The following is a 12,007-nucleotide window of genomic DNA, read 5'->3' as shown; positions in this document are numbered from 1 at the left end:
CCAGACAGGGCCGCCCGTGGCGGCTCCGGTTGGACGACATGATAATGAATTCAGTCGGGGCCCGTCAGCCTCCGTGTTTCACCCTGCCGGGTCTGACACCTGTTCACACCACAACCGGCAGCGCCTCCTGATCGCCGACGCCGAACACGCGTCTGTAGCGGGCGACTTCCTCGGCCGGCCCCTGCGCCTTGGTGGGATTGTCAGACAGCTTCACGGTCGGCCGGCCATTGGCGTCCGTGACCTTGCAGACGATCGAGACCGGATCGAGCTTGCCGTCCGGCAGCAGCCCGCGAAAGTCGTTGGTGAGCAGCGTGCCCCAGCCGTAGCCGATGCGCATCCGCCCGTGGAACCGGGTGTGGATGCGTTCGATCTCGTCGATATCGAGCCCGTCGGAGAAGATCGCGAGTTTTTCACGCGGGTCGCGTCCGCGCGCCTGCCAGAACCGGATTGCCTCCTCGCCGCCCTCGATCGGGTCCTTGGAATCGATGCGGATCCCAGTCCAGTCGCTGACCCAGTCGGGGGCGTTGGCCAGGAAGCCCGTCGTGCCGTAGGCGTCGGGCAGGACGACCAGGAGGTTGCCCTGGTAATCCTCCTGCCAGTCGGCGAGCACGCGATAGGGCGCGGCGGCGAGCGCCGCGTCGTCCTCCGCGAGCGCCGCGTAGACCATCGGCAACTCGTGGGCGTTCGTGCCCACAGGCTCGACCTCCTGCCGGGCGGCGATCAGGCAATTCGAGGTGCCGAGGAACGCGCCGCCCAGGCCCTCGGCCATCGCCTGCACGCACCAGTCCTGCCACAGGAAGCCGTGCCGCCGCCGGGTGCCGAAATCCGCCACCGACAGGTCCGGCAGCTTCTGCAGCCGCTCGATCTTCTCCCAGACCCGAGTCATCGCCCGGGCATAAAGCACCTGAAGCTCGAGCTTGCCCATGCCCCGCAGCACGGCCCGCGCCCGCAATTCGTTGAGGATCGCGAGGGCCGGGACCTCCCACAACGTGGTCTCGACCCAGGGGCCGTGGAAGGTCAGCTCGTACTGGCCGTCGTGGACGGCGAGTTCGTACTCGGGGAGCCGGAAGTTCTCCAGCCAATCGACGAATTCCGGCCCGAGGATGCGCCCCTGGCCGCGGAAGACGTTGCCGCGCAGCCACGTGACCTCGCCCTTGCTGAGGCGCAGCGTCCGGGCGTGGTCGAGCTGCTCGCGCAGCAGCCCGGCATCGACCTCGTCGGCGATGCGGATCCGGTGCGTCCGGTTGGTGATGCCGAAGGTGGCGCGGATGTCCGGATGCCGGCGCAGGATCGATTGCGCCATCAGCAGCTTGTAGAAATCCGTGTCGAGCAGCGACCGCACGACCGGGTCGATGCGGAAGCTGTGATCGTAAACCCGCTTCGCCAGATCGAGCATTCTTCCGGGACTCTGCTGCGCTTCGCCGACGCAGAGCGCATGCCGGGCCCGGCCCCGTCAAGAAGACGGGCGGCTCCCGATGGAGACCGCCCGCGGACGTACAGCGTTCCGAAACCGAAGAGTCAGGCCAGATCGACCTTCTTGGTCTCGGTCTTCGGGCTCTCGCCGGTGAGCGAGGCCTTCACGTAGCCGTAGAGGTGCAGCATCGTGCTGTTCGGGCTGTCCCAGTACTCGCCCTTCTCCGGGTGGACGCGGATCAGCGCGACCTCGGGATCGTCCTTGCCGTTGGGGAACCAGGTCTTCAGGCTCTCATTCCACTTCGCGTCGATGATCGACTGGTCGCGGACGATCTCGGCCTTGCCGGCCACCGAGACGTAGTTCTGGCTCGACGGGTCGGAATAGGCGAGGTTGATCTGGTTGTCCTTGCTGATCTCGGCCGTCTTGGGCGAGTGCAGCTTGGTGAAGAACCACAGGTCGCCGTTCTCATCGACGTCGTTGTTCCACATCGGGCGGCTGTTGAGCGTACCGTCGGAATCGACGGTCGTCATCATGGCGATCTTCACGTCCTTGATGAGTTCGAACAGCTTCTTCGCGCCCTCGTGGTCGCGGTGGTTGCCCTGATGCATGAACTTGGTCTCCTGATCGTCGGTTCGGGCGGTGATTCCAGAGGCGCGCGGAGGCGCGCCGGAGGGGTCCCCGCCGGAAGGGTGACCCGACAACGGATCAATCTGCCGTTGGTTCAGCTTGCGCGTGCGGAGGCGGAGGTTCGGATGACGCAGTCATGGGCGAGGCGGCCGGCCGCCGTGCTGCTGGCCATCGGCGCACTGGCACCTTCAGTCCTGCCGGCCGCGGCCGAAGTGCGGTTCGGCCCGGGCGTACGCATCGGCGGGCACGATTTTTCCAACCGGCGCGGCGACGGGACCGTGGTGCGCGGGCCGATGGAGGAATGCAATCTGATCGCGCGGCCGCGATAGGAGGCGATACGGCCGGTCTCGATGCCGCGGCTGTTCGCGGTTGCTCAAGCGGTCAGGACCGGTACAGGGACGCAGGCTTCCCGCGAGGCTGGCAATCACAGATCCGGGGTCTGGTGTTCTGAGCGCGCTGGGTTACATGCTCTGGCATACCTGACTTGCCCCGGTGGAGAACGATTTTGGCGATCACCCGCGACGACGTGCTGAAGGCGCTTGCCGACGTCACCGTCGATGCTGCCGGCACCACCCTGCCCGGCTCGGGGCGGCTCTCCCAGGTGGTGGTCGATCCGAACAGCCGCGTGATGTTCTCGATCCTGGTCGATCCCAGCGAGGCCGAGCGGTTCGAGCCGGTGCGGCAGAAAGCGGAGGGCCGGGTCCTGCAAATGCCGGGCGTCTCGGGCGTGTTCGCGAGCCTCACGTCGGAGCGGAGCCAGAGCCATCCGGCTCAGAGCAGCGCCGCTCCGCGCCCCGTGACGCCGCCGCCGGTGGCGCCACCGCGGCCCGGCGCGCCGCCGAACCAGGGCCCGCAGATCGCGGGCGTGCGCCACATCGTGGCGGTCGCCTCCGGCAAGGGCGGTGTCGGCAAGTCCACCACCGCGTGCAACCTTGCGCTCGCCCTTCAGGCCCAGGGACTGAAGGTCGGGCTGCTCGATGCCGACATCTACGGCCCGTCGGTGCCAAAACTGTTCGGCCTGTCGGGCAAGCCCACCGTCGTCGACAACAAGGCCATGGAGCCGATGGTCGGCTATGGCCTCAAGGTCATGTCGATCGGCTTCCTGATCGAGCCCGAGACCGCCATGATCTGGCGCGGGCCCATGGTGCAGTCCGCCATCACCCAGATGTTGCGCGACGTCCTCTGGGGCGAACTCGACGTGCTGCTCGTCGACATGCCCCCCGGCACCGGCGACGCGCAGCTCACCATGGCGCAGGCGACGCCGCTCTCGGGCGCGGTGATCGTCTCGACGCCACAGGATCTTGCGCTGATCGATGCGCGCCGCGGCGTGACCATGTTCAAGAAGGTCGCGGTGCCGATCCTCGGCGTGATCGAGAACATGGCGACCTTCGTCTGCCCGAATTGCGGCCACGCCTCGCACATCTTCGGGCATGGCGGCGCGCGGATCGAGGCGCAGCGCCTCGGTGTGCCGTTCCTCGGCGAGGTGCCGCTCGACATGACCATCCGCGAGACGTCGGATTCCGGTCAGCCCGTGGTGGCGACGGATCCCGAGGGGCCGCACGCCAAGGTCTATCGGGACATCGCCGCCCAGCTCTGGTCGAACCTGTCCAGCGCGCCGGCCGGGCGGACGGCGCCCAAGATCGTGTTCGAGTAAGCCCGTGGCGCCGCCCGTCCTCGGCCTGATCCTGGCCGGCGGGCAGGCGCGACGGATGGGCGGCGGTGACAAGCCGCTGATGCGGCTCGGCGACCGGACCCTGTTGCAACGGGTCGTCGAACGCCTCGCGCCACAATGTGGGGCGGGGCTGGCGCTCAGCGCCAACGGCGATCCGGCGCGGTTTGCTGGGTTTCCAGGGCCGATCCTGCCGGACCCGCTGCCGGATCGGCTGGGGCCGCTGGCGGGCATCCTCGCCGGGCTGGAGCACGCTGCCGCGCAAGGCATCGCGCAGGTTGTCAGCGTTTCGGGCGATGCGCCGTTCCTGCCGGAGGATCTGGTGGCACGTCTACGTGCGGCTACCTCCGAGACCGGCATCGCGCTCGCAGCCTCCGGCGAGCGCCAGCACTACACGATCGCGCTTTGGCCAACGGCCCTGCGCAGTGCACTCAGGGGTTATCTTGAACGCGGAGAGCGGCGGGTCGGCGCCTTCATCGCGCTTCACGGGGCGGCGGTGGCATGCTGGCCGGTCGCGCCGGTGGATCCGTTTCTCAACGTCAACACGCCGGCAGATCTGGTGGCAGCCGAAGTGCTCGACTTAGGCTGAAACGGGTCCGCCGTCATCACGAGCGAAGCGAAGTGATGCAGTCCAGCGCGACATCGGAAATCGTCGCGCTGGCTAAATTGCTTCGCTCCGCTCGCAAAGTCGGCGGAGCCGCGGTGACCTCAACCGAAAACGCTCTGAGGCACGCGAAGTTTCAATCAGGCCTCAGGCCGCTTCGCCGACGGTCGCCTTCACGATCTTGTCCGGCGAGCGCGGCGGCTCGCCCTTGTTGATCGTGTCGACCACGTCCATGCCTTCCACGACCTTGCCCCACACGGTGTATTGCTTGTCGAGGAAGCGGGCGTCGTCGAAGCAGATGAAGAACTGCGAGTTCGCCGAGTGCGGGAAGTTGGTCCGCGCCATGGAGCAGGTGCCGCGCGTGTGCGGCTCGGCGTTGAACTCGGCCTTCAGGTCCGGCAGGTCCGAACCGCCCGAGCCGGTGCCGGTCGGGTCACCGGTCTGGGCCATGAAGCCGTCGATCACCCGATGGAACGGCACGCCGTCGTAGAAGCCCTGCCCCGCCAGCGTCTTGATGCGCTCGACGTGGCCCGGGGCGAGGTCGGGACGCAGCGCGATCACGACGCGACCCTTGGTGGTCTCAAGCACGATGGTTTCGTTGTCGGCCATGGTTCATCCTTCCGGTTGGGGGAATTGTATCGGCGCATGCCGGATCCGGCCAGCGCCCGTGATGGTATCGCCGGCGTTCAGGCCGGCGGGCGGTAGACGAAGCGGAGCGCCACCGGGCGGCCTGCAATGGCGCTGCCGAGGCCGGCCGTGATGTGGGCGGGGGTGCAGCGCGCCAGGGCGTCGAGGGTTCCGCGCACCAGTATTGTCCGCTGCGAGCCCGAGACCCCCGCCGCGTAAGTCACGCGCGGCGGCCCGATCAGGCTGCCGTCGCGGCGCAGCGACAGCCGCAGGGTGATCTCGATGTCGTCCGCTCCCGCGTTCGGCGCCCCGAGTTCCGCCGGCACCTGCCAGCAGGCGGCGAGCGCCGGGTACAGCTCCGCCAAAGTATTGGCGGGCTTCGTCGCCATTCGCGAGACCGGCACCACGATCGTGGCCCGCAGCGTCTGCGGCAGGCTCAAGGGATAGCCGCCGCCGGGCTCGAAGGCATAGCCGTAGAAGGGGCTGCCCTCATAGGTCGCGGCGGCTGCCGGACCCAAGCTCAGCAGGAGGATTGCGGCGGCGCGCCAGCCCGGCATGCGGCCGCTACTTCGCCTTCTCGGCGAGTGTCATGCTGACGATCTTGTCGGGATCCTGCACGGTGCCGCCGGGCGAGCCGGGGGATGCGCGCTTGATCTTGTCGAGCACGTCCAGTCCGTCGGTGACATTGCCGACGATCGTGTACTGGCCGTTCAGGTTCGGCGCGTCAGCAAGGCAGATGAAGAACTGCGAATTGGCCGAGTTCGGATCCTGCGAGCGGGCCATGCCCACCGTGCCCCGGCGGAACTGTGCCGATTGCGAGAACTCCGCCGGGATGTTGGGCAGGCTGGAGCCGCCGGTGCCGTTGCCCTTCGGGTCGCCGGTCTGGGCCATGAAGCCATCGATGACCCGGTGGAACTTCAGGCCGTTGTAGAAGCCCTGCCCCACGAGTGTCTTGATCTGCTTGACGTGCTTGGGTGCCAGATCCGGACGCAGCTCGATGGTGATGCGGCCGTCCTTGGTCTGAAGATAGACCGTGTTGGCATCCGCGGCCCAGGCCGCGTTTGCGGTACCGAGCGTGAGGGCGAGCGCGAGGAGTGCGTGGCGTCGGTTCATTGGAGTCCTTCCGGGTTGAGGAATTGCGAATCTCAGGAACGGGCCGCGAAGCGCTGCCGGAGGCGCTCCGCCACGGGCGCGGGCACGAAGGGCGCGACATCCCCACCCATGCCCGCGATCTGGCGCACCAGCGTCGCGGTGATCGGACGCGCTTGAATCGAGGCGGGCAGGAACACGGTCTGCACCTCCGGCGCCATGGCGCCGTTCATGCCGGCGAGCTGCATCTCGTAATCGAGATCGGTGCCGTCCCGCAGGCCGCGGATGAAGATCGCGGCGCCGCAACGCCGGGCGGCCGAAACCGCAAGATCGTTGAAGGTGACGATCTCCAGCGTCGCGCCCTCGGCCTGAGCCACCGGCCCGCAGGTCTCGGTGAGGAGCGCCGCCCGCTCCTCGGCGGAGAAGAGCGGCGCCTTCCCGGGATGCACGCCGATGGCGATCACGAGGCGGTCCACCAGCCGGCAGGCTTGGCGGACCACGTCGAGATGGCCGTTCGTGACCGGATCGAACGAGCCGGCGTAGAGGGCAGTGCGGATCATCGCGACCCGACCTAGAGCATTTTCGCCCCGGACGGAACCGGGCGGCGCCTTACGCCTCCTCGCCGCCCTCGATGCCGGCTTCGGCATCCTCGTCCTCGCCCTCGATATGCTCCACCGAGACGACCTTCTCATCCTTGGCGGTGTTGAACACCGTCACGCCCTGCGAGGCGCGGCCGACGATGCGGATGTCGTCCACCGGCACGCGGATCAGCTGGCCGCCATCGGTGACCAGCATGATCTGGTCCGAGGCCTCCACCGGGAAGGAGCCGATGAGGTTGCCGTTGCGCTCGTTGACCCGCATCGCGGTGATGCCCTTGCCGCCGCGGCCCGAGGTCCGGTACTCGAACGACGACGAGCGCTTGCCGAAGCCCCGCTCCGACAGAGTGAGCACGTATTGCTCGGCGCCCCCCATCTCGGCGTAACGCTCCGGTGAGATCGCGGCGGCCTCGGCGCCGTCCTCGGCCTCGATCTCAGCGCCGTCCTCCGTGTCGCCGGTGACGGCCCGGCGCATCTTCAGGTAGCCGGTTCGCTCCTCCGCCGTGGCGTCGAAGGCGTTCAGGATCGTCATCGAGATGACGCGATCGTCCGGGGCGAGGAGGATGCCGCGCACGCCGGTCGAATCGCGGCCCTTAAAAACGCGCACATCCTCCACGGGGAAGCGGATGCACTGGCCCTTGGCGGTGGTGAGCAGCACGTTCTGGTCCGGCCGGCAGATCTCGACATGGACGATGTGGTCGCCTGGATCGAGCTTCATGGCGATCTTGCCGTTGCGGTTCACCGTGGTGAAGTCCGACAGCTTGTTGCGCCGGACATTGCCGCTCGCGGTCGCGAACATCACGTCGAGCGTCTCCCAGGAGGCTTCGTCCTCCGGCAGCGGCATGATCGTGGTGATGCGCTCAGAAGTGTCCTGCAATTGCAGGATGTTGACCAGCGCCTTGCCGCGGGCGTTCGGGGCGGCCATCGGCAGGCGCCAGACCTTCTCCTTGTAGGCCTGGCCCTGGCTCGAGAAGAACAGCACCGGCGTGTGGGTGTTGGCCACGAACAACCGGGTGACGAAATCCTCGTCGCGGGTCGCCATGCCAGAGCGGCCCTTGCCGCCGCGGCGCTGGGCCCGGTAGGTCGAGAGCGGCACGCGCTTGACGTAGCCGGCGTGCGACACGGTCACCACCATGTCCTCGCGGGCAATCAGATCCTCGTCCTCGACGCTGCCGTCGAAGTCGACGATCTCGGTCCGGCGCGGGGTGGCGAATTGCTCGCGGACCTCGATCAGCTCCTGCTTCACGATGGTCTGGATGCGCACCCGCGAGCGCAGGATGTCGAGATAGTCGGCGATCTCGTCGGCGAGCGTCTTCAACTCGTCGCCGACCTCGTCGCGGCCCAGCGCCGTGAGGCGCTGCAGGCGCAGGTCGAGGATGGCGCGGGCCTGGGTCTCGGACAGGCGGTAGGTCCCGTCCTCGGCGACCCGGTGGCGCGGGTCATCGACCAGAGCGATCAGCGGCGCGATGTCGTGGGCCGGCCAGTCGCGGCCCATCAGGGCCTCGCGGGCCGAGTTCGGGTCCGGCGATGTCCGGATCAGGCGGATCACCTCGTCGATGTTGGCGACCGCGATGGCGAGGCCACACAAGACGTGGGCGCGCTCACGGGCCTTGCCGAGGAGGAACTTGGTCCGGCGGGAGACGACCTCCTCGCGGAAGTCCACGAAGGCCTCGAGCAGGTCCTTCAGGTTCATCAATTCGGGGCGGCCGCCGTTCAGCGCCACCATGTTGCAGCCGAACGAGGATTGCAGCGGCGTGAACCGGTAGAGCTGGTTCAGCACCACGTCGGCCATGGCGTCGCGCTTGATCTCGACGACGATGCGCATGCCCGTCCGGTCGGATTCGTCGCGCAGGTCCGAGATGCCCTCGACGCGCTTCTCCTTGACCAGCTCGGCGATCTTCTCGACCAACGTCGCCTTGTTCACCTGATACGGGATCTCGGTGAAGATCAGCGCCTCGCGCTCCTTGCGCAGCTCCTCGACATGCGACTTGGCGCGCATGATCACCGAACCACGGCCGGTGGCGTAGGCCTGCCGGGTGCCGGCCCGGCCGAGGATCCGGCCGCCGGTCGGGAAGTCCGGTCCGGGGACGATCTCGGTGAGCTGCTCGATGGTCAGCCCGGGATCGTCGATCAGCGCCACGCAGGCGTCGATCAATTCGCCCAGATTGTGCGGCGGGATGTTGGTCGCCATGCCGACCGCGATGCCGCCGGCGCCGTTGGCCAGGAGGTTCGGGAACCGGGCCGGAAGGACCTTCGGCTCCTCGCGCGATTCATCGTAGTTCGGCTGGAAATCGACGGTGTTCTTGTCGATGTCGGCGAGCAGCGCCGTGGCGGGCTTGGCCAGCCGTGATTCGGTGTAGCGCATGGCGGCCGGCGGATCGCCGTCCACCGAGCCGAAATTACCCTGCCCGTCGATGAGCATCAGGCGCATGGAGAAGTCCTGCGCCATCCGCACCAAGGCGTCGTAGATCGATTGGTCGCCGTGCGGGTGGTAGAGACCGATCACGTCGCCGACGATGCGCGCCGACTTCACGTATTTCCGCTCGGGTAGGTGACCCGACTCGAAGGCGGAATACAGGATGCGCCGGTGCACCGGCTTCAGGCCGTCGCGCGCGTCGGGAAGCGCCCGGCTCACGATCACGCTCATCGCGTAATCGAGGTAGGAGCGGCGCATCTCGTCGGTGATGGAGACGGGGCGGATGTCGCTGGCGGGCGGGGCTGCGCCAGTCGGATCGTTCTCGGCCAAGTCGGTTTCCGTTCTGAAGCCCGGATGGGCGATGCTCTCGGCCGCTCCCGGGTGGCGCGCGATGCGCCGGAACGACCTCTCGGAAGAGCAGTGATATCAGACGGTTAAATAAGGTTTTCCGAGACCGCCCGCAAGCGTGCAGGCGGGGGTTCCCAGGACGCTGCGGCCCGGCCGGTCGGGGCCGTGCCGCAGACCGGTTCGCTCAGAGCCATGCCCGATCGCGTCGCCATCGAGCACGGCTCTAAGCCCTTGTTTTGGCGCGCTCTCTCACGCCGAACCGGTGTCCACTTCGGCGGAGAGCACTCTAGTAGAACGTCAGGTGGCGGTGACCCAGCGCGCGGCCCCGGACAGCGTGGTGCCGGTAGCCGTGATGGCGGTACCCGTAATGGCGACGGTGCCCGTAGTGCCGATGCCAGTGGTGACGCCGGTGCCAATGGTGGCGGCGGTGATGCCAGTGGCGCCGCCAGTGATGGCGCCGGTAGTGCCAGCGGGCGAGCTGGATCGCCGGGGCGGGCGCCGCAGCCTCGGCGGTCGCCGGAACCGGAAGGGGCGCCGCGCGGGCGGGCGCGCCTGCCAGGCCGCCGATCAGCGCGGCCAGGAGGACCAGGATAGGCCAGGGTCGCATCGTCTCTCTCCCGTGTTGGCGCCCGGATGAGCCTGCGGATCCGGGCCGGCGCGACAACCGCACCGACGGCAGGAACGGCCAAGGTCGGCAAACGGTTCGGTCCATGGGACTGCGCAGACGCACCACCCTTGCTTGGGGTTAAGGAAGGCCCAGTTTGCGGTAGATCCGTCCGGGCCGTTCTGACCCGAATCTCCAGTGAGCCGCGCAAGATCCCCATGGCGTTCGCGTTGTCCGATTCCGTCCGCGCCTTCCTTCCGCGCCGTTTCCGGGACCGCCGCCCGCGGGTCGCCGTGGTCCGGCTGTCGGGAACCATTGGGGCGGTCTCGCCGCTCCGCCCGGGTCTCTCGATCGGCGGTGTGGCCGGCAGCCTGGAGCGGGCGTTCGGGATGCCCGAGGTCAAGGCGGTGGCGCTTGTGATCAACTCGCCCGGCGGATCCCCCGCACAGTCGCACCTGATCCATCGCCGGATCCGCGCGCTGGCCGAGGAGAAGAGCCTGCCGGTGATCGCCTTCGTGGAGGATGTCGCGGCGTCTGGCGGTTACATGATCGCCTGCGCGGCCGATGAGATCATCGCCGACCCGACTTCGATCGTGGGCTCGATCGGCGTGGTCTCGGCGGGGTTCGGATTCCACAACCTTCTGGAGAAACTCGGCGTCGAGCGCCGGGTCCACACCCAGGGCGAAGCCAAGTCGATGCTGGACCCGTTCCGCCCCGAGGACCCTGCGGATGTGGAGCGGCTGAAGCGGATCCAGGCCGACGTGCAGGACCTGTTCACGGGCCTCGTCACGGCCCGACGCCCGACCCTGTCGAAGGGCGAAAACCTGTTCACCGGGGCAGTTTGGACCGGCCGGCAGGCGTTGCCGCTCGGCCTCGTCGACGCGCTGGGCGACGTGCGTACGGTGATGCGCACCCGCTTCGGCGAGAAGGTGGACCTCCGGCTGGTCGCCGAGGCCCGGGGCGGGTTCCTGTCCCGCCTGCTGCGCCGGGGCGGCGCACCGGGCGGGATCGCCCTCGCCGAGGGGGCGATGGCCGCCGTCGAGGAGCGCGCGGCCTTCGCCCGGTTCGGGCTCTGAGACGGGGCCCTTCGGAACGCCGCTACCGCCCGGCGCGCCGGGCCGAGACGCGGGCCAGCGCGGCAAGATCCTTGTCGCCGTCGCCGTGGCTGATCGCCTCGATCAGGCCGTCGCGCAGGACGCTGGCGAACGGCATCGGCACGCCTGCGCCCTCGGCGGCTTGAAGGGCCAGCCGCACGTCCTTGGCGCCGAGCTTGAGGATGAAGCCCGGCGGCTCATAGCGGTTCTGGGCAATCGAGGCGCCGTAGCCCTTGTAGACCGGCGAGGCGAACAGGGTGGTGGTCATCAGGTCGAGGAACTCGGCGCCCGGCACGCCATGGCCCTCGGTGAGCGCGCAGCCCTCCGCCATGGCCTCAATCGCCGAGATCAGCATGAAGTTGCCGGCGAGCTTGACCGCGTTCGCCCGCACCGGCTCCTCGCCGAACCGCCAGGTCTTTGCGCCCATGGCGTCGAGCAGCGGGGCGGCGCGGTCGATCTGCTCTGCCGTGCCGGCTGCCACGATGTTGAGCTTGCCGGCCTCGGCCACGTCCGGACGGCCGAAGACCGGGGCCGAGATGTAGGGGACGCCTGCCCGTTCGTGCACGGCGGCGAGCTGCTTCGCCAGGGCCACCGAGATCGTGCTCATGCCGATATGCAGGCCCGGGCGCTCCGCGTTGTCGAGCAAGCCGCCGGCCACGATCACGGCTTCGAGGGCCGCGTCGTCGGCCAGCATGGTGATGACGGCGTCGCCCGCGAAGGCTTCCGCGGCGCTGCCGACTGGCGTCACCCCCTCGATGCCTTGAGCGCCCGCCGGCGTGCGGTTCCAGGCCCGGACCGTGTGGCCGGCCCGCGCGAGGCTGCCGGCCATGGCCCGGCCCATCCGCCCCAATCCGATGAATCCGACGTCCATGGCTTGCTCCTCGATTCCCTTTGCCGCCTGATCAACCGGGGAAACCGG

Annotated in this window: 13 protein-coding genes; 4 read left to right on the top strand and 9 right to left on the bottom strand. The window is 68.5% G+C overall.

Annotated elements, in window-relative coordinates; genetic code table 11:
• Positions 1–103: 103 nt before the first annotated feature.
• Positions 104–1,396 (bottom strand): nicotinate phosphoribosyltransferase, encoded by a 1,293-nt coding sequence (gene pncB, locus OXS27_RS18820; protein ID WP_267358228.1) that lies wholly within the window; start codon positions 1,394–1,396, stop codon positions 104–106.
• Positions 1,397–1,518: 122 nt separating this feature from the next.
• Entirely contained in the window at positions 1,519–2,022 is a 504-nt protein-coding gene (locus OXS27_RS18815) for a pyridoxamine 5'-phosphate oxidase family protein (RefSeq protein WP_243918555.1), read from the bottom strand.
• A gap of 144 nt (positions 2,023–2,166) precedes the next feature.
• On the opposite strand from OXS27_RS18815, the gene OXS27_RS18810 reads away from it, so the two are divergent.
• The 3 genes from OXS27_RS18810 to mobA all read left to right on the top strand — a co-directional run bounded on the left by OXS27_RS18810 (position 2,167) and on the right by mobA (position 4,299).
• Entirely contained in the window at positions 2,167–2,370 is a 204-nt protein-coding gene (locus OXS27_RS18810; RefSeq protein ID WP_267358227.1) for a hypothetical protein, read from the top strand.
• Between the two features lie 176 nt (positions 2,371–2,546).
• A complete protein-coding gene (apbC, locus tag OXS27_RS18805; protein WP_243918559.1) occupies positions 2,547–3,695 on the top strand; it encodes an iron-sulfur cluster carrier protein ApbC in 1,149 nt (382 codons plus the stop codon).
• Positions 3,696–3,699: 4 nt separating this feature from the next.
• Entirely contained in the window at positions 3,700–4,299 is a 600-nt protein-coding gene (gene mobA, locus OXS27_RS18800) for a molybdenum cofactor guanylyltransferase MobA (protein WP_267358226.1), read from the top strand.
• Positions 4,300–4,461: 162 nt separating this feature from the next.
• Here mobA and OXS27_RS18795 read toward each other — a convergent pair whose 3' ends face one another.
• The 6 genes from OXS27_RS18795 to OXS27_RS18770 all read right to left on the bottom strand — a co-directional run bounded on the left by OXS27_RS18795 (position 4,462) and on the right by OXS27_RS18770 (position 9,997).
• A complete protein-coding gene (locus OXS27_RS18795; protein WP_243918560.1) occupies positions 4,462–4,923 on the bottom strand; it encodes a peptidylprolyl isomerase in 462 nt (153 codons plus the stop codon).
• Positions 4,924–5,000: 77 nt separating this feature from the next.
• Entirely contained in the window at positions 5,001–5,498 is a 498-nt protein-coding gene (locus tag OXS27_RS18790) for a hypothetical protein (protein ID WP_267358225.1), read from the bottom strand.
• A gap of 7 nt (positions 5,499–5,505) precedes the next feature.
• Positions 5,506–6,054, bottom strand: a complete 549-nt coding sequence (locus OXS27_RS18785; protein ID WP_243918564.1) for a peptidylprolyl isomerase — start codon at positions 6,052–6,054, stop codon at positions 5,506–5,508.
• Positions 6,055–6,086: 32 nt separating this feature from the next.
• Entirely contained in the window at positions 6,087–6,590 is a 504-nt protein-coding gene (coaD, locus tag OXS27_RS18780; protein WP_243918566.1) for a pantetheine-phosphate adenylyltransferase, read from the bottom strand.
• A 49-nt stretch (positions 6,591–6,639) separates the two neighbouring features.
• Entirely contained in the window at positions 6,640–9,372 is a 2,733-nt protein-coding gene (gene gyrA, locus OXS27_RS18775; protein ID WP_243918567.1) for a DNA gyrase subunit A, read from the bottom strand.
• Between the two features lie 304 nt (positions 9,373–9,676).
• Positions 9,677–9,997: a hypothetical protein gene (locus OXS27_RS18770; RefSeq protein WP_243918569.1), complete on the bottom strand. Its 321-nt coding sequence runs from the start codon at positions 9,995–9,997 to the stop codon at positions 9,677–9,679.
• A gap of 215 nt (positions 9,998–10,212) precedes the next feature.
• Here OXS27_RS18770 and OXS27_RS18765 point away from each other — a divergent pair, with 215 nt between their 5' ends.
• On the top strand, positions 10,213–11,070 hold the full coding sequence (locus tag OXS27_RS18765) for a S49 family peptidase (RefSeq protein ID WP_243918572.1): 858 nt from the start codon (positions 10,213–10,215) through the stop codon (positions 11,068–11,070).
• A 22-nt stretch (positions 11,071–11,092) separates the two neighbouring features.
• On the opposite strand, the gene OXS27_RS18760 is transcribed toward OXS27_RS18765, so the two are convergent.
• The gene (locus OXS27_RS18760; RefSeq protein WP_267358224.1) at positions 11,093–11,959 is read right to left on the bottom strand and encodes an NAD(P)-dependent oxidoreductase; all 867 of its coding nucleotides are present in this window, start codon (positions 11,957–11,959) and stop codon (positions 11,093–11,095) included.
• Positions 11,960–12,007: the final 48 nt, after the last annotated feature.

The organism is Methylobacterium sp. GC_Met_3 (assembly GCF_026540775.1).
Lineage (GTDB): Bacteria > Pseudomonadota > Alphaproteobacteria > Rhizobiales > Beijerinckiaceae > Methylobacterium.
Note: the sequence above shows the minus strand (reverse complement) of the source record. Positions and strands in the feature narration are given on the sequence as shown.